At 67.7% G+C, this 22,021-nt stretch carries 16 protein-coding genes; 4 read left to right on the top strand and 12 right to left on the bottom strand.

The genetic code is table 11. From position 1 onward, the window contains the following. Positions 1-291: 291 nt before the first annotated feature. Together AC3RCE_RS01140 and AC3RCE_RS01135 are read left to right on the top strand one after the other, a co-directional pair. Positions 292-1,953 carry a class I adenylate-forming enzyme family protein gene (locus AC3RCE_RS01140; protein ID WP_492254336.1) on the top strand — a complete coding sequence of 554 codons (1,662 nt, stop codon included), beginning with the start codon at positions 292-294 and terminating at the stop codon, positions 1,951-1,953. Then, the gene (locus AC3RCE_RS01135; protein WP_492254335.1) at positions 1,953-3,335 is read left to right on the top strand and encodes an MFS transporter; all 1,383 of its coding nucleotides are present in this window, start codon (positions 1,953-1,955) and stop codon (positions 3,333-3,335) included. Before AC3RCE_RS01140 ends, AC3RCE_RS01135 begins: the two co-directional genes overlap by 1 nt. Before the next feature lie 56 nt (positions 3,336-3,391). On the opposite strand, the gene AC3RCE_RS01130 is transcribed toward AC3RCE_RS01135, so the two are convergent. After that, positions 3,392-4,144: a hypothetical protein gene (locus AC3RCE_RS01130; protein WP_492254334.1), complete on the bottom strand. Its 753-nt coding sequence runs from the start codon at positions 4,142-4,144 to the stop codon at positions 3,392-3,394. Positions 4,145-4,714: 570 nt separating this feature from the next. On the opposite strand from AC3RCE_RS01130, the gene AC3RCE_RS01125 reads away from it, so the two are divergent. Then, positions 4,715-5,362: a DUF8692 domain-containing protein gene (locus tag AC3RCE_RS01125; protein ID WP_492254333.1), complete on the top strand. Its 648-nt coding sequence runs from the start codon at positions 4,715-4,717 to the stop codon at positions 5,360-5,362. Between the two features lie 97 nt (positions 5,363-5,459). On the opposite strand, the gene AC3RCE_RS01120 is transcribed toward AC3RCE_RS01125, so the two are convergent. From AC3RCE_RS01120 to AC3RCE_RS01100, 5 genes are all read right to left on the bottom strand, one after another. Continuing rightward, the gene (locus AC3RCE_RS01120) at positions 5,460-6,290 is read right to left on the bottom strand and encodes a serine hydrolase domain-containing protein (protein WP_492255450.1); all 831 of its coding nucleotides are present in this window, start codon (positions 6,288-6,290) and stop codon (positions 5,460-5,462) included. A 650-nt stretch (positions 6,291-6,940) separates the two neighbouring features. Then, positions 6,941-8,326, bottom strand: coding sequence for an SH3 domain-containing protein (locus tag AC3RCE_RS01115; protein WP_492254332.1), 1,386 nt, complete (start codon positions 8,324-8,326; stop codon positions 6,941-6,943). A gap of 15 nt (positions 8,327-8,341) precedes the next feature. Beyond that, entirely contained in the window at positions 8,342-9,781 is a 1,440-nt protein-coding gene (gene trhP / locus AC3RCE_RS01110; protein ID WP_492254331.1) for a prephenate-dependent tRNA uridine(34) hydroxylase TrhP, read from the bottom strand. A 36-nt stretch (positions 9,782-9,817) separates the two neighbouring features. Then, a complete protein-coding gene (gene ttcA / locus AC3RCE_RS01105; RefSeq protein ID WP_492254330.1) occupies positions 9,818-10,747 on the bottom strand; it encodes a tRNA 2-thiocytidine(32) synthetase TtcA in 930 nt (309 codons plus the stop codon). Positions 10,748-10,928: 181 nt separating this feature from the next. Further along, positions 10,929-11,993, bottom strand: a complete 1,065-nt coding sequence (locus AC3RCE_RS01100; protein ID WP_218296535.1) for a homocysteine S-methyltransferase family protein — start codon at positions 11,991-11,993, stop codon at positions 10,929-10,931. Between the two features lie 198 nt (positions 11,994-12,191). Between AC3RCE_RS01100 and recQ the strand changes: the two genes are divergently transcribed. Next, entirely contained in the window at positions 12,192-14,048 is a 1,857-nt protein-coding gene (gene recQ / locus AC3RCE_RS01095) for a DNA helicase RecQ (RefSeq protein WP_492254329.1), read from the top strand. A gap of 68 nt (positions 14,049-14,116) precedes the next feature. On the opposite strand, the gene ipdC is transcribed toward recQ, so the two are convergent. From ipdC to AC3RCE_RS01065, 6 genes are all read right to left on the bottom strand, one after another. Further along, positions 14,117-15,763, bottom strand: coding sequence for an indolepyruvate/phenylpyruvate decarboxylase (ipdC, locus tag AC3RCE_RS01090; RefSeq protein ID WP_492254328.1), 1,647 nt, complete (start codon positions 15,761-15,763; stop codon positions 14,117-14,119). Between the two features lie 166 nt (positions 15,764-15,929). Beyond that, on the bottom strand, positions 15,930-16,577 hold the full coding sequence (locus tag AC3RCE_RS01085) for an anaerobic ribonucleoside-triphosphate reductase activating protein (protein ID WP_492255449.1): 648 nt from the start codon (positions 16,575-16,577) through the stop codon (positions 15,930-15,932). Between the two features lie 34 nt (positions 16,578-16,611). Continuing rightward, complete coding sequence (nrdD, locus tag AC3RCE_RS01080; RefSeq protein WP_369641049.1) at positions 16,612-16,812, bottom strand: anaerobic ribonucleoside-triphosphate reductase; 201 nt, start codon at positions 16,810-16,812, stop codon at positions 16,612-16,614. Between the two features lie 95 nt (positions 16,813-16,907). Next, a complete protein-coding gene (locus AC3RCE_RS01075; protein ID WP_492254327.1) occupies positions 16,908-18,926 on the bottom strand; it encodes a ribonucleoside triphosphate reductase in 2,019 nt (672 codons plus the stop codon). A 303-nt stretch (positions 18,927-19,229) separates the two neighbouring features. Continuing rightward, positions 19,230-19,658, bottom strand: coding sequence for a hemerythrin domain-containing protein (locus AC3RCE_RS01070; protein WP_492254326.1), 429 nt, complete (start codon positions 19,656-19,658; stop codon positions 19,230-19,232). 71 nt (positions 19,659-19,729) lie between these two features. Further along, positions 19,730-22,015 (bottom strand): nitric-oxide reductase large subunit, encoded by a 2,286-nt coding sequence (locus tag AC3RCE_RS01065; RefSeq protein WP_492254325.1) that lies wholly within the window; start codon positions 22,013-22,015, stop codon positions 19,730-19,732. Positions 22,016-22,021: the final 6 nt, after the last annotated feature.

Below are 22,021 nucleotides of genomic sequence, written 5' to 3'. Positions count from 1 at the left end.
TCTAGTCCGCCATCCTGGCCACGCCCTTACCGGGGCGGGCCTTGCCAAACAACCGCCACGCCGTGATCCGGCCTGGCGGTTTTTTCTTTGTCTGCGCACGGTGCGCCGGCCTGCTTGTTGCGCCACGGCGACGGGCACGTGGCGCGCACCGCCGTTCACGGAGCCAAAGCGACCGCACAGCCGAAGCAGAAACAAGAAGATACGCGCACGTACAAATAGTCATCTTTTGCCACGGGTGCGCGTGAAAAACTTCCTTGACCTTGCTTTCACGCCCCTCCTGGGAGACTTCCGGTGGCCTTACCTTCCCTGCGCAGCCTGGTGGCGCGCTTTCTCCTGAACCGCTTGCGCACCGCCCGCGCCGTCGCCCGCCTGGCGTACCGCCTGCACCCCCACAAGCCCGCGCTCATCGACCGGCGCGGCACGCTCACCTATGCGCAGCTGCACGAGCGCGTGTTGCGCCTGCAGGCCTGGATGCAGGCGCAGGGCGTGAAGAAGGGCGACGTCGTGTTCACCTGGCTGCCCGAGACCGGCGAGCAGTACGAAACCCGCCTGGCCACGTTCGAGAACGGCACCATCTTCGCGAGCTTCCACAAGCACCTGCCGGCCGATGCGGCGCTCACCACCATGGGCCGCGTCAAGCCCACGGTGTTCATCCACGACCCGCTGCTGAGCGCTCCCATCCTGCAGGCCGTGCGCGAGCAGCTGCCCGGCCTGCGCCTGCTGGCGCTGGGGGATGAGTACGAACAGGCGCTGGCGCAGACCACCCCCGCCGCGGGCACCGCCGAGGTGCACGAGGACGACGTGTTCGCGCTGCACATGACCTCGGGCACCACGGGCCTGCCCAAGTCCATCGGCTACAGCAACCGCAAGTACCTGGACAGCGTGCGCCTGATCTCGCGCGCCATCGACTTCAGGCCACCCGCCCACGGCCCCGACGTGAACATGCTGGGCCTGCCGCTCACCGGGCCGGGCTCGGGCCTGGTGCTGCCCACGCTGCTGGCGGGCGCGGCGCTGGTGATGCCCGAGGACTTCCGCGCCACCACGCTGGCCGGGCTGATCCAGAAGCACCGCGTGTCGCGCGCTTTCCTTTCGCCCTCGGCCATCATCGACCTGCTGGACGAGCCCACGCTGGGCCAGTACGACCTGTCGTCGCTGACCCATGTGCCCTACGGCTCGGAGATGATGCCCGCGCCCAAGATCGCCGAGGCCATCCGCCGCTTCGGGCCCATCTTCCAGCAGGGCTACGGTTGCCTGGAGGCCCTGCCCCCCATCACCTGGTTGCTGCCGCACGAACACGTGGATGCCCAGGGCAACCCGCTCGGCCTGGAGGTGCTCTCCACCGTGGGCCGGGTCATGCCCGGCGTGCAGGTGGTCATCCGCGGCGACGACTTCACGCCGCTGCCGCAGGGCGAGATGGGCCTGATCACCGTGCTGACGCTCGTGCGCTTCGACGGCTACTGGCTCGACCCCGAAAAGACCGGCGAGACCCTGCGCGACGGCTGGGTGGTGATGGGCGACCTGGGCTATTTCGACACGGCAGGCTACCTGCACGTGCTGGGGCGCAGCGCCGACCGCGTCTCGCGCGATGGGCAGCTGCTGAACCCGCGCGAAGTGGAGGAGGTGGCCCACACCCACCCCTCGGTCAAGGAGGCCTGCCTGGTGCAGCATGGCGCGCAGGCCGTGCTGGTGCTGAGCCTGCGCCGGAGCTGGCGCAAGGGGCAGGACTGGGGCACGCTGGAGGGTGAGATCGCGCAGTACCTGGCGCAGCAGCTGCCCGCCACCCTGTGCCCCGACGATGTCCGCATCGTCGAGGAGATTCCGCGCAGCTTCCTGAACAAGATGCTGCGCCGCGAAGTGCGGCTGATGCTCGAAGCCGCGCCGCCGCGCGCCGCAGCCTCCAGTGCGCCCACGCCCGCCGCGGTGCCTTCGTCCGTCCCGGCGGTGGCACCGTGATGCACCACAGCCACGCGCCGGGCAGCACCACGCCATCGCCCCTGACCCTCGGCACCAAGCTCAGCTACGCGGTCGGCAACGTCGGCCTGCAGATGCTGATCGCGGCGATGAATTTCATGCTCATGATCTTCTACACCGACGTGGCCCTGGTCGCGCCGGCCGTGGCAGGCGCGGCGCTGCTGGTGGGCAAGGTGTGGGACACCGTCAACGACCCGCTGTTCGGCTGGGTGACCGACCGCACGCGCTCGCGCTGGGGCCGTCACCGCGTCTACCTCGTCTACGGAGCACTCCCGCTGGGCATTGCGGCAGCCGCGGTGTGGATGGTGCCGCCGGGCCTGTCGCCGGTGGCCGCGTTCCTGTGGATCGCCATCACGTACACCGTGTTCGACACGCTCATGACGCTGGTGCAGCTGCCCTACCAGGCGATGGCCGCGAACATGACCACCGACTACGACGAGCGCACCAGCCTCACGGCCCATGCCTCCATGGGTGCGCTGCTGGGCTTCTTCGCGGGCAGCGTGTTCATGTCGGTGCTGGTGCGGGCCGCGCCCGACGCCCGCACCGGCTATGCACTCGCGGGCTCGTGCTTCGGCCTGATCGCCGGCGCGGCCGTGGCCGTGGTGGCCTGGCGCGTGCGCGAGCCCCAGCGCGGCGCCGAGCCCGCCGCCGACGCCTGCGACCGCCAACCCATGTGGGACAGCGTGCGCGAGACCCTGCGCACCACGCTGCGCAACCGCCCTTTCCTGCTGCTGATGAGCGCTGCGACCCTGGTGCGCCTGGGCCTCACGCTGGTGCAGGCCTCGCTCGCGTACTTCGTGATCTACCAGCTGCAGGGCGACAAGGGCGACCTGCCGCGCTACATGGGCACGCTGCTCGGCGTGGTGGGCCTGTCGCTGTTCGTGTGGAAGGTCGTGGTCGACCGCTGGGAAAAGAACTGGGCGTACGTCCTGGGCCTGGTGCTGTGCGCGGGCGGCCTGGTGGCGCTGTACTGGGTGGGGCCGGGCGACCAGCGCCTGGTCATGGGCATCCTGGTCGTCATCGGCATCGGCATGGGCGCGCACTGGATCGTGCCCTTCGCCATGGTTCCCGACACCATCGACCACGGCCACATGCAGGTCGGCGAGCGCAAGACGGGCATGTACTACGGCCTGTACGGCCTGATGGACAAGCTGGCACGCACGCTGGCCACGGTGATGGTGGCCGGCATGCTGGACGTGACGGGCTACGTGCCCAACGTGGCGCAGTCGGCCAGCGCGCTGCAGGGCATCACCCTGATGACCGGCGTGCTGCCGGCGCTGTGCCTGGTGCTGGCCGTTCCGCTGCTGGTGGCCTACCCCATCACGCGGTCGCGCCACGCGGACATCCTGCACAAGACCCGCTGACCCGCGAGGCCGCGCCCCGCCAGCGCGATCCCCGAAAAGTCCGGGACGAACAGGGTCTAGGCGCCGGGCGCGGGGCCCACCGGCTCCGGTGGCCGCACCCCGCGCTGCGCCAGGCAGAAAGGCTGGGCGCACTCCGCGCGGGCCGCATAAGGGCAGCCCACGGTCTCGCACAAACCGGAGGCGCCGTTGCGGGCGCGGTCCTCCTCGCGCGGCACCTGGCCGCTGGCCTGCAGCACGGCCATCTGCGTCCACGGGTCCATGCGCAGCTGCGCCAGCAGGTCGCGGCCATACACGGCAGCGGGCATCTGCGGCTGGAAATCCATCACCAGCAAAGCGCTGGTGCGGGGTGCCGAGGCCTCCAGCCCTTGCAGCACCAGCGCGAACACCCCGGACTGCAGCGACTGCGCACTGCCCGTGAACGGCACCTGCAGCGGCGCCGCCGTGGAGGGCGTGGCCGCCGCCGCTGCGGATGCGGTAGCCGAAGGCGCCTGCGACGCCAGCCACGGCACCGGCACGCGCAGGGTCAGCGCAAAGCCGCGCGGGCCTTCGGGCGTCTGCACGCTGCCCTGGCGCACCAGCCAGGTCTGCAGCGGCGGCGCCTCTGCGTCCACCGCGCCGCTTTCCAGCGCCTGCGCCAGCCCGATGGGCCAGGGCTGGGCGGCCGTGACCCGCTGTGGCGCCACACTGCTCGCCGTGAGCTGCGCCACCAGCGCACCCACCATGCGCAGCAGCGGCGCACCCAGCCCCGTGGCGGGCCAGTCGGCGCCCGACACGGATGCCGTGGAGGAGGCTGGTACAGGCGCGCCCACGGGCAGCGGCGGCGGTGCCAGCGCCCCCGCAGCGCGGCGCCGGCCCTGGCGCCGGGGGCCGCAGCGGCGGCCGCGTTGCCCGCCACCCCGCGCCGTGGTTCAAAACCTGCGCCGAGCTGCTCGCGCGCCTGCGCCGAGATGCTGGCCTTGTCGGCCGCCGGGGCGGGCAGAGGTCCGGCGGGCGGGCTGGGAGAGGTCGGTGTGGGCGGAGGCGCGCTCGGGTCGGCCGTGGGCAGCGGCGCGGTCGCGGGGCCGGGCTTGTCCAGCCCCAGCAGCGCGGCCTGCCGCTGCAGGGCCGCTTCGGCCAGGAACTGGGCCACGGGCGGCAGCGCGCTGCGGGAGGGGTCGATGGGGAGGGCCATACCGGACAAGCGTGGGAGTTTCCGATTCTGAAGCGATTCCACGGGCGTGAACAGGGCACGCCGCCCGCAGCGTGCAAAACCATCAACAAGCTACCAAATGCATAGCTGAAAATGCTCTAAATTCGAGCGCCAGTGGCCTATCTGATTCAAAATTGCGTCGGTCCGCTGGCACCACCCGGCGCCGATGCCCCGTGGTTCCAAGCTCGCCATGCGCCAACGCCCTGCCCCACCATCCCACCACACGCCCGGCCCCACGCGGGCGCCCCACCCGGGGGTCGCACCCGCCCTGCTGGGCGCGGTGGCGGGGTTTCTGCTGTTCAGCGCGTGGATCTTTGCGCCGGGCTGGGAGCGCGCGTTCCGCTCCGACAACTCGCCCGCATCGTGGCTGTCGAGTGCGCTGCTGCTCACGCTGTGCATCACCGCGCTGCGCCTGACGGCCGAGCGCTGCCTGCCCGGGCGGCTGGGCGTGTGGCTGGTGCTGGCCTTCGGCGCGCTGGCGCTGGACGAGCAGTTCATGCTGCACGAACTGTGGAAGTTCCGCTGCCACGAATGGACCGATGCCTGCCGCTGGGGCGCCGTGCGCGAGGCGCCCATGCTGGCGGTGGCCGTGGTGGGCCTGGTCACGCTGGCCTGGCTGCACCGGGCACTGTCGCACCGCAGCACCCAGGCCCTGCTGTGGGCCGGGTTCGCCGTGGGGCTGGCGGCGATGGCCGTGGACCAGTGGCCCGAGGTGCAGCCGCACTGGCCCTGGTTGCCAGGGCTGCCGGAGTTGCTGGCTACGCTGGAAGAGGCGCTGGAGGTGATGGCGGAGGCGCTGGTGCTGGGGGCGTTGTTGCGGCAGCCGGGTTTGCGGTGAGTGTGGGTATCACTGCGGGCTGATTGTGAGCGGTCACTTTGGGCCCAACGCTGTCATATTCGCTTTTTGAAAGCAGACGCTAAGAGGACACGGATCGTCAATCACCAGACTTCAGGGACGCCGACAACCGCTTGACGACCTCCTCCTCTGCAAGGCCTTCGTCGGAACCTGCGTGAAAGACAGCACAAGTCGCCGTGTTAGAATCGTTGGCTCTGCGATAGACGGCCACCACGCTGCCCGGCCCAGCACCGGTGTGCCCACACAATGTCGGCCCCGTATGCAACACGCCTTGCATCAGCCCGAGGCCGTATGCCGGCGACTTCCATGGGCGCCCAGGAAGAGGTCCGCCAAGGGCGCGTGCAGCTTGCATCTCCTGCACCAGCAAATCAGGCAGAAGGTGTCCAGCCATCAGGCGGTCTAGAAAGAGGGCAGCGTCGGAGAGAGAGCCAACAAGCAAGCCGTGATAAACCCATCTCGGGTCATAAGTCGAAATGGCCCCCATGCACACGCCTTCCAAGTCAGCTGGCGTCTTTGCGCTACGAACTCTCAGCAGGCCCAAGGGCGCCAACGCTTGTTGCATAAGCGCTTCCTCAAGTGCGAGACCTGTCGCACGCTCGATAAGTCTCGCTACGTACAAGTAGCCGACGTTCGAATACTGCCACCCCACTCCAGGGGCATAACGCAACCTCGTGGCATCGAGGCGTTGCAACATTTCATCCGCCTGCCAGGGCGCATCGCCGCGAGCAACGGCAGCGTGGTACTCGACAAGTTCACCGTAGTCAGCCAGCCCGGCTTCATGTCTCAGCAGCTGACGCAACGTGAACGGACCTTCAAGGACTACGTCATCGAGTCGAACAATCCCATCACGCACCAGTGACAGAGACGCTGCCGCTAGAACTGTCTTCGTAAAGCTCCACCAAGGAACCATCACATCTTGTTCTCCGTGCCGCACTAATGAACCGTTTGATACGAGAGAAAAATATGTCAAGGGGCGCATTGGACTGAAAAATTGGGTTGACGCATTGAAGGTCCGATCCTGGCCGTTATGAGCCAAACTACCGAAAGATATGGTCGGCGAATTGGCGCGACCTACATTGGGTTGAAGCTATGCCTGAATATCAATGGTCTTGCTTATCCTGCGGGGCATCGAACAGCCCTGCAGCCTTGGAATGCATCGCATGCAGTTGCCCTGCAGCATGTAACTCTGATGAGCTACTGAAATATCGAGAGCAATATGTTCAGCAAGGCGGTATCGTTGGGCCCGCCGCTGCCCCCACCTTGGATGCAACGGACTATGCCGCACTAAAGGTACTTCTGTCCCTTCCACTTTTTTTGCTAGGTTGGTGGCCATTTGGTCAGCAAAAACGGAAGACAAAGTAGCGTTTCAGCGTCTAACCCACCACTCAAGCGAACCAACATTCTGCGGGCCGCTAGCTCAGTTCATTGAGCGTCCGCTTTCACGATTCACCACCGGCAGCTTCTGGCCGGAAGCTCCCCCTGAGCACTTCTGAGCTCCCCACCCCAAGCATCTGAAAACCCGGCACTTCCCCGCCCCGAACTGCCGCGCAAGGAGTCCACTCACGTGCACTCCTGATCCGCCCAGTACCCCGCCCGGAACCACTGGCCGTTGATGTTCAGGTACCAGCGCCAGTCAAAAACCGGCTCAAAGCTCATGCCACCCGGCGCAGGGGTGTCGATGCGCAGGATGTCGGCCACGCCGTCGCGGTCCACATCGATCTCGTGCACCATCACCGCCGTGTGCTTGCGCTGGGGCTTGTCGCGGATGGGCGGGTCGGCGGGTTGCATCCAGCTCGTGGCGTAGCGGCGGGTCTTCACCTTCACGGCATCGGGCGGCAGCTTGCCGGGCACGACCAGGCGGACCAGCACCTCGGCGGTGTCGGACAGTCTGGCGTAGCCACGCACGGGGACCGTATCGTCCTCGCGCGGGTCGTCAAAGCCCTTGCCTGGGTAGTGGCCGCCGCAGTAGTGGTCGGCGTTGCTGATGTCCCAGTAGCGCTGGCGCAGGGCCCGTGCGCCGACCAGCCCCTGGTGGGTGATGGCATACAGGGTGAGCGCGGGGGCAAAGGCCAGGTCGGCAGACCCCACGTCCCAGAAGCCGGTCACGAACTCGATCTCGGGCCCCATGTGGCGGTTGAAGCTGCCATGCGGCGCGCCGGTGGGGACCACGCTGATGCGGGTTCCCGCCACCGCCGCCAAGCCATCGGCATCCGTTTCGTGCAGCAGGGCCACGCTGGCGTGGGTGCGGAAGTACGAAGGGGCGATGGTGGGCAGAACGGGCCGCGTGGCGAGCGGGGCCACGGCGGGGATGTGGTCTACCGCGCGGGTGGCCAGCTTCAGGTCGGCGAGCGGGTCCACGGGCTCGCCCCGGTGGATCTCCTGGTCCGGCCGTAGCAGCACCCCCGCGCGCAGCAGCTTCTTGGCGGCTTCGAACTCGGGGCGTGCCGGGTACACCACGGGCGCCTCGGCTGGGTGGGTCTTGGTCAGGGCATTGAGCTGCAGAGCGGCGGGCCGGGGCAAAGCGTTGCCATAGGTACGCAGCCGGTTGGGCGATGGTGCCACCCAGAACGCACGGGCTGCGTCCTTGCCCGCCTGGGCCAGGGTCAGGGGCTGGTCAGACAGCAGATTGCAGGACACATGGGCTTGCAACGGTGCCGCCAATGCGGGGCCCAGGCGCGCATCGCCCCGGTAGAGCACGGCGCACCAGCCGTCGCGCTCGGCAAGCTGGTCCAGCGCAGTATTGGCGGGCACCTGGGCCAGCACGCTGGCTTGGGCCTGGGCCGACTCGCGCAGGTTGACCCACGAGCCTTGTACGTAGCGCACCTTGGCGGGCGCCAACTGCGGCGTGCCTGCAGCGGGGCCCTGCGCCAAGGTGCTGGTGCTGGCGAGCGCGGCCACAACCGACAGTGCCAAAACCGACGCGCCGCTGCGATGGTGCGTCCACATGGTGGTGCGCCCCGCTCAAGCCACGACGGCGGGTTCGGCCGCCGCGGCCGCAGCCGGTGCCTCCACCACGCGGGCCAGCAGCGCGCCGGTATAGCGCGCAGGCAGCGGAATCCACACGCGCACCGGGTTGCCTTGCGCCACCGCCACCGGTTGGCCTTCCGCATTGCGCATCTGGTCCAGCCGCACGGTGATGTTGCCGCTGGGGTGCACCACTTCGATCAGGTCGTCCACCGCAAAGTGGTTCTTGGTTTCGACCAACACCCAGTCGCCTTGCAGCCCCACTTCGGCCTGCCCCTCGGCGCCCAGCACCTCGCCCACGAACTGGCTGCGCTGCGTGGTGGAGTGGCCGTTGATGTAGTTCTGGTAGTCGTTGCTGGGGCGGCGCTCCAGCAGGCCGCCGGTGTAGCCGCGGTTGGACAGGCCTTCGAGCTCGATCAGCAGCTCGGGGTTGAACGGGCGCCCGGCCACGGCGTCGTCGATGGCGCGGCGGTAGACCTGGGCGGTGCGGGCCACGTAGTACAGGCTCTTGGTGCGGCCTTCGATCTTGAGCGAATCGACGCCGATCTGCGCCAGGCGCGCCACGTGCTCCACCGCGCGCAGGTCCTTGCTGTTCATGATGTAGGTGCCGTGCTCGTCTTCCATGATGGGCATCATCTGCCCGGGGCGGCCGGCCTCTTCGATGAGGTAGACCTTGTCGGCCTTGGGGTGGCGCTCGCCGTTGCCGGTGGTCGATGCGAAGGCCTGCTCAGCCTTTTGCTGCGCGGCCTCGAAGTTGAAGTCGCCTTCCATCTTCTGCGCAATGGCTTCGCCCGTGGTGGGGTCGATGTCGGCGTCGTGCGTGGCGTAGTTCCAGCGGCAGGCGTTGGTGCAGGTGCCCTGGTTGGGGTCGCGGTGGTTGAAGTAGCCGCTGAGCAGGCAGCGGCCCGAGTACGCGATGCACAGCGCGCCGTGCACGAAGACTTCGAGCTCCATGTCGGGACACTCCTGGCGGATCTTTTCGATCTCGTCCAGGCTGAGTTCGCGCGAGAGGATGACGCGCTCCACGCCCATCTTCTGCCAGAACTTCACCGCCGCCCAGTTGGTGGTGTTGGCCTGCACGGAGAGGTGCACCACCTGCTCGGGCCACTTCTCCTTGACCATCATGATCAGGCCCGCGTCGGCCATGATCAACGCGTCGGGCTTCAGGTCGATGACGGGCTCAATGTCGCGCAGGTAGGTGCGGATCTTGTCGTTGTGCGCAATGAGGTTGCTGGTCACAAAGAACTTCTTGCCGCGTGTGTGGGCCTCGCTGATGCCTTGGCGGATCTGCTCGAGCTTGAATTCGTTGTTGCGCGCGCGCAGGGAGTAGCGCGGCTGGCCGGCGTACACGGCGTCGGCGCCGAAGTCGTAGGCGGCGCGCATCTTGTCGAGCGAGCCGGCGGGCAGGAGCAGTTCGGGGGCTTTGAGCGTGGTCATGGGGTGGCCCAATCTAAAAATCGTCGGGGGTCGGGTTCAGCGGGGCATCAGGGGCAGGCCCGCGAGCATGCCCACGGCCTGCGCAGGCAGTTCTTCGGCGTCAAAGGCCTTGTCACCATCGGCGTCGGCCACGCCGTTGGGTACCAACCCCTTGAAGTCGAACTGGCGCGGGTCCATGAAGTGCGAAGGCACCAGGTTGCGCAGCGCCACGGCCATGTTCTCAATGCGGCCGGGGTACAGCTGCTGCCAGTCGCGCAGCATCTGGCCGATCTGCTTGCGCTGCAGGTTCTCCTGGCTGCCGCACAGGGTGCAGGGGATGATGGGGAAGTTGCGGATCTCGGCCCAGCGCGCGAGGTCATCCTCGGCCACATAGGCCAGCGGGCGGATGACGAGGTGGTCGCCCCGGTCGCTCTGCACCTTGGGCGGCATGCCCTTGAGCTTGCCGCCGAAGAACATGTTGAGGAAGAAGGTCTGCAGCATGTCGTCGCGGTGGTGGCCGAGTGCAATTTTGGTGCAGCCCAGCTCGTCGGCCACGCGGTACAAAATGCCCCGGCGCAGGCGGCTGCACAGGCTGCACATGGTCTTGCCCTCGGGGATGTGCTCCTTGACGACGCTGTAGGTGTCCTGCGTCTCGATGTGGAAGGGCACGCCCACCTTCGCCAGATACTCGGGCAGCACATGGGCCGGAAAGCCGGGCTGCTTCTGGTCGAGGTTGACGGCGATCAGCTCGAAGCGGTTGCCGTTGCGCTGCTGCAGCAAACGCAGCACGTCCAGCATGGCGTAGCTGTCCTTGCCGCCGGACACGCAGACCATGACCTTGTCGCCGCCTTCGATCAGGCCAAAGTCGCCAATGGCCTGGGCGACTTGCCGCACCAGGCGCTTTTCGAGCTTGAGCGCGGCGTGGGCGGCGGCTTTCTCGGCGGCCTCAGCAACAGGGGTTTCGGGCAGGGTGGCGGTAACGGACATGGGGAGCGGGCCGGGGTTCTGGCAAAGGGTGCGGGCGAAAGTTCAACCGAAGGCGCAAGGGTGCCGCAGAGTCATGCGCCCGGCAATGCGCCACCGCAGCGCAGCGACGATTTGAGTGCTGCGTTTTTTATAGCTACCAGCGCTTTCTGGATCAGCGCCAGAGGCCAGTTTGCCTCCAAATTCAGGCTTCAGCGGGGTAGAACATCTTGCGCGTGGGCACGTTTTCCACCGCCTTGGCGATGGCGCCGATGTGGTCCGGCGTGGTGCCGCAGCAGCCGCCCAGGATGTTGACCAGCCCCTCGGCCGCGAACTCGTGCACCAGGCGGCTGGTGATCTCGGGGGTTTCGTCAAACCCCGTGTCGCTCATGGGGTTGGGCAGGCCGGCGTTGGGGTAGCAGCTGATGAACGTGTCCTCTGCCACCCGGTTCAGCTCCTGGATGTAGGGGCGCATCAGCGTGGCGCCCAGGGCGCAATTGAGGCCGATGGCCAGCGGGCGCGAGTGGCGCACGCTGTGCCAGAAGGCGGTCACGGTCTGTCCGCTCAAGATGCGGCCCGAGGCGTCGGTGACGGTGCCGCTGATGATGAGGGGCAGGCGCTCGCCGCTTTTTTCAAAGAACTCATCGATGGCGAACAGCGCGGCCTTGGCGTTGAGGGTGTCGAAGATGGTCTCGACCAGCAGCACGTCGGAGCCGCCCTCGACCAGCGCCTCGGTCTGCTCGTAGTAGGCGGCGCGCAGCTGCTCGAAGTCCACATTGCGCGCGCCGGGGTCGTTCACGTCGGGGCTGATGCTGGCCGTCTTGGGCGTGGGGCCCAGGGCGCCGGCGACGAAGCGCGGCTTGTCGGGCGTGGAGTATTTGTCGCAGGCGGCGCGGGCCAGCCGGGCGGACTTGAGATTCATCTCGCGCGCCAGGTCGGCCATCTTGTAGTCCTCCTGCGCGATGGTCGTCGCGCCGAAGGTGTTGGTCTCGATGAGGTCGGCGCCCGCGGCCAGGTAGCGCTCGTGGATGTCGCGGATCACGTCGGGGCGGGTGAGGCTGAGCAACTCGTTGTTGCCCTTCACGTCGCGCGGGAAGTCCTTGAACCGGTCGCCCACACCGTCGGGGCCCGTGTAGCCCTCGCCCCGGTACTGCGCCTCGCCCAGCTTGAAGCGCTGGATCATGGTGCCCATGGCGCCGTCGAGGATGACGATGCGTTGGGCGAGGATGTCGGGCAGCTGCGCGGCGCGGGTGTAGTGAAGGGCTTGCATAGCCCCCTATTGTAGAAAGCGCGGCCTTGCCACGGTGCAGCGCACAATATGGGCCTTCGGTGTGTGCGCCGGTCGCCCCACAAGCACCCTTCGCCAGACACCAAAATAGCCGTCAAATCAGCTTGTAGCGCTTACCCAACAAGCGTTATAAGCTATCAAATTCAGAGTATTCGTTTGTCTTCTCGCCTGTCCTCCGCTGTGTCCCCTGCCCACACCGTCCTGCACGACGTTTTTGGCTACGAGCAGTTTCGCGGCCCCCAGCAGGACATCGTCGAGCATGTGATCGGCGGCAGCGACGCGCTGGTGCTCATGCCCACGGGTGGCGGCAAGTCGCTGTGCTACCAGGTGCCCGCCATCGTGCGCCAGCAGCAGGGGCGCGGGGTGACCATCGTGATCTCGCCGCTGATCGCACTGATGCACGACCAAGTGGGCGCGCTGCACGAGGCGGGGGTGGATGCCGCCTTTTTGAACTCCACGCTGAGTTTTGACGAGGCGCAGGATGTGGAGCTGCGCCTGCAGACCGGCGACATCACACTGCTGTATGCGGCACCCGAGCGGCTGAATACGCCGCGCTTCCTGGGCCTGCTCGACAGCCTGTACCAGGGCGGGCACCTCTCGCTGTTTGCCATCGACGAAGCGCACTGCGTGAGCCAGTGGGGCCACGACTTCCGCCCGGAGTACCGCGCGCTCACGGTGCTGCACGAGCGCTATGCAGGCGTGCCGCGCATCGCGCTCACCGCCACGGCCGACGACCTCACGCGCGCCGACATCATCGAGCGGCTGCAGCTGGAAGACGCGCGGCTGTTCATCAGCAGCTTCGACCGGCCCAACATCCGCTACCGCATCGAGGAAAAGAAGGACGTCACCACACAGCTGCTGCGCTTCATCGAGCGCGAGCACGCGGGCGAGGCGGGCGTGGTGTATTGCCAGTCACGCAAGCGCGTGGAAGAACTGGCCGCCACGCTGTGCGACGCGGGTCTGACCGCCCTGCCCTACCACGCGGGGCTGGACACCAAAGTGCGCCAGAAGAACCAGGACCGCTTCCTGCGCGAGGAAGGCATCGTGATGGTGGCCACCATCGCCTTCGGCATGGGCATCGACAAGCCCGACGTGCGCTTCGTGGCGCACGTGGACATGCCCAAGAACATCGAGGGCTACTACCAGGAGACCGGCCGTGCGGGCCGCGACGGCCTCAACGCCGATGCCTGGATGGCCTATGGCCTGAACGACGTGGTCAACCAGCGCCGCATGATCGACGAGAGCCCGGCGGGCGAGGAGTTCAAGCAGGCACTGCGCGGCAAGCTCGACGCGCTGCTGGCCCTGGCCGAGGCCACCGACTGCCGCCGCGTGCGGCTGCTGGCCTACTTCGGCGAAGCCTCCACGCCCTGCGGCAACTGCGACAACTGCCTGACACCACCCGCGATCTGGGACGCCACCGACGCGGCGCGCAAGCTGCTGTCCACCATCTACCGCGTGAACCAGGCCAGCGGCATCAGCTTTGGCACGGGGCACATCATGGACATCCTGCGCGGCAAGAAGACCGAGAAGGTCGCGCAGTTCGGGCACGAGAAGATTTCCACCTTCGGCATTGGCGCGGACCTCTCGGAACCGCAACTGCGCGGCGTGCTGCGCCAGCTGATCGCCACGGGCGCTTTAGGCCTTCAGAAGGTGATGCTGGACAGCGGCCACAGCTTCGACACGCTGTGCCTCACCGAGGGCTCGCGCGCCGTGCTCAAGGGCGAGGTGCCGGTGCAGCTGCGCGAATCGGTGTCGTCCGCACCGGCCAAGCGCACGCGCAAGGGCAGCGCCCCGCCCGCCGCCGCCGCCAACCTGGGGCCCGACGCGCAGGTGCGCTTCATCAACCTCAAGGCCTGGCGCGCCGAGGTGGCGCGCGAGCACAACCTGCCCGCGTATGTGATTTTCCACGACGCCACGCTCGCGGCGATTGCCGAACGCAACCCCGGCACGCTGGACGACCTGCAGGGCATCAGCGGCATGGGGGCGAAGAAGCTCGAAGCCTACGGCGCCGACGTGCTGCGGGTGGTGGGCGGCTGAGCCGCCCGGCCACCGGCATCGCCCCACCCCCTGCCAGGCTGGCGCGCGCGTGCGTGTGGCGGGGAGGGCTACCTTCCCGCGCGCAGCGCGCGAATGCCCTCTGAAAAACGCCGCAGCGTGGGCGTGCTGTCGCCCGGCGGCACCATCAGCTCGATGAGCTGGAAGCGCCCCCGTTCGGCAAACGCGGCATCGAGCGCCGCCTTGAACTGGGCGCGCGTGTGCACCCGGTGGCCGCGCCCGCCCAGGGCGTCGGCGGCATCGGCCAGATGCCAGTCGCCGAGCGCGGCGCAGCGCGACGTGGTCTGGAACGCGCGGATCATTTCCCAGGTCTGGTTGTTGAGCACGATGGCGACGGGGTCCAGCCCCAGGCGCGGGCAGTTGCCCAGCTCCCAGCCCGTCATCTGGAAGGCGCCGTCGCCCACCAGGATGAGGCTGCGCTGGCCCGTGGCCACCTGGGCGCCGATGCCGGCCGGCACCCCGAACCCCATGGACGCGTAGTAGCCCGGTGCCACCAGCGGCGTGGGCAGCAGCTCCATGGCGGCGAACAGGCAGTCGCCGATGTCCGAGACGATGTTCATGGGGCCGTGCGCGCGGATGCGGTCGTTGAGCGCGCGGGAGAGGTCGGCCGCGCACACGGGCGCATCGTCGGCCACCAGGCCTTCGGGACAGATGGGCGGGGGTGGCAGGACGCGCGCCGCCGTGCCGCCTGCCACGGGCGCGCGCGCCAGCAGCGCCTCCACCAGCGCGGCCAGCGGGATGTCCGGGTACAGGTGGTGGCCCACGCGCGCCTCGCGGTGCGCGGCGATGAGCGCGCGGCGGAAGTCCATGCGCTGGGCGCTCACGCCGAAGTTGCTGTCCGACAGGATGGCGCCCAGCATCACGGGCAGGTCGGAGTCGTCAAGCAGCGCGCTGGTCTCCGGTGCGCCCGCCACGCCCAGGTAGGTGCCGTGGAAGGGCACGCCGGCATGCCCCGCGTCCTCGGCCAGCAGGCCCCGGCCCATGAAGGTGGTGAGCACGGGCAGCTGCAGGCGGCGCGCGAGTTCGGCCACGCGGGCTTCCAGGCCAAAGCGGCGCACCTCCACGTCCACCACCAGCACGGGGCGCCGGGCAGCCTGAATGCGGGCCATCCATTCATCGGCGCATTCGGCCACGGCGGCTGCGTTGAACGGGCTGGGGGGCAGCACCGGCACCTCGGCCATGGGGTGCAGCGTCATGTCGCGCGGCACCTCGATGAGCACGGGCTGCGAGTATTCGCGGCAGCTGCGCAGCACGCGGGCGAGGTCGGCGGGCGCGGTGGCGGGGTCGGACAGGCGCACCTGGTCGCAGGTGATCTCGCGGAAGATCCGCCACTGCGAATCGACATGGCGCACCTGGTGGTGCAGCACCAGGCCGGAGTGCGCCTCGACCTCGCCGGGGCAGCCGGCCAGCACCACCAGCGGCGAGCGCTCGGCATAGGCCCCCGCCACCGCATTGACCACGTTGAGCGCACCCGCGCCGTAAGTGACGGCCACCACGCCCAGCCCGCAGTGCATGCGCGCGGCGGCATCGGCGGCAAAACCTAGCGAGGGTTCGTGGCTGAGCGTGACCAGCGGCAGGATGCCGCTTTCCTCGATCTGCGCGAACAAGGGCAGGATGAAATCACCGGGGATGCCGAAGATCTCGCGCGCGCCGTGGTGCTTGAGCGCGTGCAGCAGCTGGAGGCCGAGGGGGTTCATGGAGGATTTCCTGACAAGGTGGTGCCGTTGTGCGGCGGTGGCGCGAATGATCCGCGCGGGCCGCGCAAAGCACTTCTGACGCGCATCAAGGCGTGTGCAACAGCGGCCGTATTTGCATGCCTATTTCATGCAGGCCCTTGCAACGCAGGAAATCTGCGCCCGGCACTCACACCCGGCGCAAGGTGAATCCGGAAAACAGCGCGGCCAGTTGCTGCTGGTGCGCGGGCGCCAGCGCCCAGGCCGGAGCGCCGAGCACGCGGCATTCCTGCAGCGCCCAATGCCGCACCCCGCGCGCGGCCAGGGCCTGGGCCAGTTCCAGCAGTTCGTCCACACCAAACAGGCCCGCGTGCCAGGTGGTGCGGCATTCGTGGTCGATGCCATGGGCCAGCATGGCATCGAGCGCGGCCCAGGCGCGCGCGCCGCTGCCGGGGGTGGCGGTGATGGCGTCGTAGCGCTGCGGCAGGGCCTTGATGTCCAGCCCCACCCAGTGGAGGCGCGACAGCAGCGCCGCCAGCCGCCCGGGGTACATGCCGCCGGTGTGCAACGCAGCCTGCAGGCCCAGTGCGCGCACGGCATCCACCGCAGCGGGCAGCGCGGCTTGCAGCGTCGGCTCACCGCCCGAAAACACCACGCCGTCAAGCAGGCCCCGGCGGCTGTGCAGGAACTGCAGCGCCTCGTCCCACGGCAACGCCGGGGGCGCGGCGGCGTCGAGCAGCCCGGGGTTGTGGCAGTAGCCGCAGCGCCAGGGGCAACCCTGGCAATAGAAAACGGCCGCGAGGCGGCCGGGGAAGTCGATGGTGGTGAGCGGCGTCATGCCGCCCAGCCGCAGCGCGGACGCTGGCGGCGCCTCAGCAGGCGTTGCTTCCACCACGCGCCTGCTCTGAAAAGAAACGGCGCTCGGCGTGCTCGCCCTGCTTGCCCGTGTTGAAGCTGGCCACGGGGCGGTGGTAGCCCATGACGCGGGTCCAGACCTCGCAGGGCTGGCGCTCGCCGTCGGTGAGCTGCACGGCGGCCAGGGCGGCCTGTTCGGGGGTAGAGAAATGGCTCATGTGATCTCCTTCATGGTTAAAAAATGCTTCTTTATTGATAGCTGCCAGCTCTTTATTGATAAGCGCTACAGGTCAATTTGGTTTGAAATTCGAGGTCAGGCCGCAAGCCGCCGCCGCTTGGCGTCCAGCCGCTCTTCGTCGCAGCGCGGGCAGAACGGGTGCTCGCCCGCCAGGTAGCCGTGCGTGGGACAGATCGAGAACGTGGGCGTGACGGTGATGTAGGGCAGGCGAAAGCGCGTGAGCGCGCGCCGCACCAGATCGCGGCAGGCCGCGCCGCTGGACAAGCGCTCGCCCATGTACAGGTGCAGCACGGTGCCGCCGGTGTATTTGGACTGCAGCGCCTCCTGCCGCATCAGCGCCTCGAACGGGTCGTCGGTGAAGCCCACGGGCAGCTGCGAGGAGTTGGTGTAGTAAGGCTGCTCGGACGTGCCCGCCTGCAGGATGGCGGGCCAGCGCTTTTTGTCTTCCTTGGCGAAGCGGTAGGTGGTGCCTTCGGCGGGCGTGGCCTCCAGGTTGTAGAGGTGGCCGGTTTCTTCCTGGAAGGCGGTCATGCGCTCGCGCACGTGGTCGAGCAGGCGCACGGCAAACGCGTGGCCCCACTCGGTGGTGATGTCGTGCCGGTCCGCCGTGAAGTTGCGCACCATCTCGTTGATGCCGTTCACGCCCAGCGTGGAAAAGTGGTTGCGCAAGGTGCCCAGGTAGCGCTTGGTGTAGGGGAACAGGCCCTGGTCCATCAGGCGCTGGATGAGCTTGCGTTTGGTCTCCAGGCTTTGTTTGCCCAGTTCCAGCAGGCGGTCGAGCGCGGCGAACAGGCCCGCCTCATCGCCCGCATGCTGGTAGCCCAGGCGCGCGCAATTGATGGTGACCACGCCCAGGCTGCCCGTCTGCTCGGCGCTGCCGAACAGGCCGTTGCCGCGCTTGAGCAGTTCACGCAAATCGAGTTGCAGGCGGCAGCACATGGAGCGCACCATGTTGGGCTCCAGCTCGGAGTTGATGAAGTTCTGGAAGTACGGCAGACCGTACTTGGCCGTCATCTCGAACAGCAGCTGCGCGTTCTCGCTCTCCCACGGAAAATCCTTGGTGATGTTGTACGTGGGGATTGGGAAGGTGAACACCCGGCCCTTGGCATCGCCCGTGGTCATCACGTCGATGTAGGCGCGGTTGATGAGGTCCATCTCGGCCTGCAGGTCGCCATAGCAAAACGGCATCTCCTGGCCAGCGATCACGGGCACCTGCTCGCGCAGGTCCTCGGGACAGGTCCAGTCGAAGGTGAGGTTGGTGAACGGCGTCTGCGTGCCCCAGCGCGAGGGCACGTTGAGGTTGTAGACCAGCTCCTGGATGCACTGGCGCACGGCGGCGTAGTCCATGGCATCAATGCGCACAAAGGGCGCCATGTAGGTGTCGAACGACGAGAACGCCTGCGCGCCCGCCCACTCGTTTTGCAGCGTGCCCAGGAAGTTCACGATCTGCCCCACGGCCGAACTCATGTGTTTGGGCGGCCCCGCCTCCACCTTGCCCGGCACGCCGTTGAGCCCCTCGTGCAGCAGCGTGCGCAGCGACCAGCCCGCGCAGTAGCCGCTGAGCATGTCAAGGTCATGGATGTGGAGGTCGCCATTGCGGTGCGCCTCGCCGATCTCGGGCGTGTAGACGTGCGACAGCCAGTAGTTGGCCGTGACCTTGCCCGCCACGTTCAGGATCAGCCCGCCCAGCGAGTAACCCTGGTTGGCGTTGGCGTTCACGCGCCAGTCGGCGCGCGTGAGGTATTCGTTGATGGAGCTTTCCACATCGACCAGCGTCTGCCGGTCGGCGCGGAGCTGGGCGTGCTGCTCGCGGTAGACGATGTAGGCGCGCGCGGTCGCCAGGTGGTTGGCGGCGATCAGCGTCTGCTCGGCCACGTCCTGGATCTGCTCGATGGTGGGTGCCTCGCCATGGAAGCGGTGGATCAGCACCTTGGTGACCTGGGCGGTGAGCAACGCCGCTTCGTCGGCGCCATATTCACCCGAGGCCTGCCCGGCGCTGGCCAGCGCGGCGCGGATGCGTTCGGCGTCAAAAGGAACGCGCTGGCCGCTGCGCAAAACGACTTCGCGGGGCAAGGTGGAAAGGGTGGACGCCATGGGTTCGACCAATCTGTGGAACGGGTTAAAAACACTACCTATGGTGTCCACGATACCCACCAACCACTATAGGTAGTTTGACCCAACACAATCGAGGCGGTAAGCAGGGGTAAAAAAAATGCCGGCACAAAGGCCGGCGAAAGGAAGGTGCCGTCAGGCCCTACCGATGGATGGGGGTGCGTGTGATGGCACGCTGGAGCACAAGAGGTGTGCGTGGAAAAGGTGGGTGTTTTTGTTGGGGGGCTAGGGGCTAGGGGCTGCAGGGGCTCCACCGCTGCGGCCGGGCTGCGTTCGCGTGGGCGCTCAATGGCAGGCGGCGGTTTCTTCCTCCTCGATGCGCGGATAAAAGTCATGGTCTTCGCGCTGCATGCGCTCGAACACCCGGCGCAGCACCACGTTGGCCTCGTCCCGAAAGCCCTGCGCATCGCGGCGCACGGCCTCGGCCGTGTTCCAGCGGCGCGCAAAGGCGTCGTAGGCGCTGGCAATCGAGGTCATCTCGCTCTGGTACTGGCGGCCCAGGCGCGCCAGTTCGGGGTTGCCACCGCGCTGCAGTGCGGGGTAGAGCACCTGGTCTTCCACGGCCAGATGCAGCTTGATGGTGCCGCTCATCGCCACGATGCCCTGCGCGATGGCCGTGGCGTTGGCCTGCACGCCCGCGTGGGCCAGGGCGCGCAAGGTGGCGATGCTGCGCAGGATGTCGGTGTGCTGGTGCTTGAATTTGTCGAGGTTCATGGTCAGTCCTTGTGGGCAAACGGTGTGTGAGCGCGGTGGCCGCTTGTGGCTGCCGCCGCGCACGGTGCATTTCAGCGACGGGCCTGCGCCAGGTAGGCCCCCGTGGAAGCGGCCGGGGCCCGCGAACCGAACACACCGCTCACCACCTGCCAGGCCATGGCCAGCGCGCCGACGATGAAGACCACGTCGCCGAAGGTGCGCACCCAGCGCAGCGTCTGGATGAAGGGCTGCTGCATGAAGGCCTCGCCCCGGGCGTACCACAGGCCTTCGCTCACGCTCGCGTGGAACTGGAACAGGGCGATGGGGAACAGACTGGTGGCGATCATCAGCACCAGGCCGGCGTTGAGCCACCAGAAGCCCGTCTTCATGAGCCGCTCGCTGAACACCAGCTGCGGCCGGATGTAGCGCAGCACCAGCAACGTGAAGCCCAGCGCCAGGAAGCCATACACCCCGAACAGCGCGGCGTGGGCATGCACCGGCGTGGTGTTCAGGCCCTGCACGTAGTACAGCGAGATGGGCGGGTTGATCATGAAGCCGAAGACACCCGCGCCCAGCATGTTCCAGAAGGCCACGGCCACGAAGCACATCAGCGGCCAGCGCAGGCGGGCCATCCAGGGCGTGCGGTGCTGCAGGCGCCAGTGTTCCCAGGCCTCGTGGCCCAGCACGACCAGCGGCACCACTTCGAGCGCGCTGAAGGCTGCGCCCACGGCCATCACCGGGGTGGTCGTGCCCGCGAAGTACAGGTGGTGGAAGGTGCCGGGCACGCCGCCCAGCATGAACAGCGAGGCCGAGGCCAGGCTGGCCGTGGTGGCCATGCGCACCGACACCAGCCCCAGCGTCGAGAAGATGAAGGCGAGCGCCGTGGTGGCGAAGACTTCGAAGAAGCCCTCCACCCACAGGTGCACCACCCACCAGCGCCAGTACTCCATCACCGACAGGTGGGTGCGTTCGCCGTAGAAGAAGCCCGCGCCGTAGAACAGGCCGATGGCCACCACCGACGCCGTCAGCAGCGCCAGCAGGTTCTTGTCGCCACCGGGGGTGCGCAGCGCCGGCACGATGCCGCGCAGCATGAGCACCAGCCAGAAGGCGATGCCGGTGAACTTGCCGATCTGCCACAGGCGGCCCAGGTCCACGTATTCATAGCCCTGGTGGCCCAGCCAGAAGTTCCACTCGGGCGGCATGATCTGCGCGATGGCCAGGTAGTTGCCCGTGAACGAGCCGACCACCACCACGACCAGCGCCCAGAACAGGATGTCCACGCCCAGCTTCTGGTAAGCCGGGTCCTTGCCGCCATTGATGAGCGGCGCGAGGAACAGACCGGCTGCCAGGAAGCCCGTGGCGATCCAGAACAGCGCGCTCTGGATGTGCCAGGTGCGCACCAGCGAATAGGGGAACCACTGCGACACGTTGATGCCGTAGAACTGCTGGCCTTCCACCGTGTAGTGGGCCGTGAAGCCGCCCAGCAGCACCTGGAAGCTGAACAGCGCAACGATGAGGAACAAATACTTGCCCAGCCCGCGCTGCGACGGCGTGAGCGGCACGCGCGAGAGCGGGTCATGCTGGGGTGGCGTGGGCTCCACCTCGTCGTGCTTGCGCAGGAAGGACCAGCCCCACACGAGGAAGCCCACGCCCGCCATCATCACGACCACGCTCATCACCGACCAGACCATGTTCTCGGCCGTGGGCTTGTTGCCGATCAGCGGCTCGTGGGGCCAGTTGTTGGTGTACGTTGCCGTGGTGCCGGGGCGCTCGGTGGCGGCGGCCCAGGCCGTCCAGAAGAAGAAACCCGTCATCTGCGCGCGCCGCTCGGCGCTGGGCAGGGTGTTCTCCTTCATGGCGAAGTGCTCGCGGGTCTTGTGCAGCGCGGGCACGTCGCTGAAAAGCTGGTCGTAGTACAGCGCGGTCATCGCAATGGCATCCGCACGCACCGAAGACACCGTGGCCACGCCCGTCTCGGGGTGGTAGGTGTTGGTGCGGTACTCGGTCTTCATGCGGTCGCGCAGCACCGCCTGGGCGGCGGCGTCGAGCTCGGCAAAGGGCTTGCCGTGCGCACGCTCGGCGGCGACGTCAAGCCAGTTGAGCAGCTCGCGGTGCAACCAGTCGGCCGTCCAGTCGGGCGCCTGGTAGGCGCCGTGGCCCCAGATGGAGCCCAGCTGCATGCCGCCCACCGATTGCCAGGCGGTCTGGCCGTCGAGGATGCTGTCGTGGGTGAAAAGCACTTCACCCCCTGCCGTGGCGAATTTCGCGGGGATGGGCGGCGCGGTGCGGTAGACCTCGGCGCCGTAGTAGCCCAGCAGGCTGAAGGTGACGATGAGCACGCCGATCAGCGTGAACCAGAGCTTGCGGTAGTTACCCATGGCGGG

It is taken from the genome of Acidovorax sp. GW823-FHT05D11 (genome assembly GCF_058795695.1).
Note: the sequence above shows the minus strand (reverse complement) of the source record. Positions and strands in the feature narration are given on the sequence as shown.

What these genes read in the sequence shown, in the direction of transcription:
- AC3RCE_RS01070 (WP_492254326.1), bottom strand. Translation starts at nt 19,658, where the DNA reads ATGAACCTCGACAAATTCAAGCACCAGCACACCGACATCCTGCGCAGC.
- nrdD (WP_369641049.1), bottom strand. Translation starts at nt 16,812, where the DNA reads ATGAGCCATTTCTCTACCCCCGAACAGGCCGCCCTGGCCGCCGTGCAG.
- AC3RCE_RS01085 (WP_492255449.1), bottom strand. Translation starts at nt 16,577, where the DNA reads ATGACGCCGCTCACCACCATCGACTTCCCCGGCCGCCTCGCGGCCGTT.
- trhP (WP_492254331.1), bottom strand. Translation starts at nt 9,781, where the DNA reads ATGACCACGCTCAAAGCCCCCGAACTGCTCCTGCCCGCCGGCTCGCTC.
- AC3RCE_RS01135 (WP_492254335.1), top strand. Translation starts at nt 1,953, where the DNA reads ATGCACCACAGCCACGCGCCGGGCAGCACCACGCCATCGCCCCTGACC.
- AC3RCE_RS01075 (WP_492254327.1), bottom strand. Translation starts at nt 18,926, where the DNA reads ATGGCGTCCACCCTTTCCACCTTGCCCCGCGAAGTCGTTTTGCGCAGC.
- AC3RCE_RS01100 (WP_218296535.1), bottom strand. Translation starts at nt 11,993, where the DNA reads ATGCAAGCCCTTCACTACACCCGCGCCGCGCAGCTGCCCGACATCCTC.
- AC3RCE_RS01115 (WP_492254332.1), bottom strand. Translation starts at nt 8,326, where the DNA reads ATGTGGACGCACCATCGCAGCGGCGCGTCGGTTTTGGCACTGTCGGTT.
- AC3RCE_RS01120 (WP_492255450.1), bottom strand. Translation starts at nt 6,290, where the DNA reads ATGGTTCCTTGGTGGAGCTTTACGAAGACAGTTCTAGCGGCAGCGTCT.
- ttcA (WP_492254330.1), bottom strand. Translation starts at nt 10,747, where the DNA reads ATGTCCGTTACCGCCACCCTGCCCGAAACCCCTGTTGCTGAGGCCGCC.
- AC3RCE_RS01125 (WP_492254333.1), top strand. Translation starts at nt 4,715, where the DNA reads ATGCGCCAACGCCCTGCCCCACCATCCCACCACACGCCCGGCCCCACG.
- AC3RCE_RS01065 (WP_492254325.1), bottom strand. Translation starts at nt 22,015, where the DNA reads ATGGGTAACTACCGCAAGCTCTGGTTCACGCTGATCGGCGTGCTCATC.
- ipdC (WP_492254328.1), bottom strand. Translation starts at nt 15,763, where the DNA reads ATGAACCCCCTCGGCCTCCAGCTGCTGCACGCGCTCAAGCACCACGGC.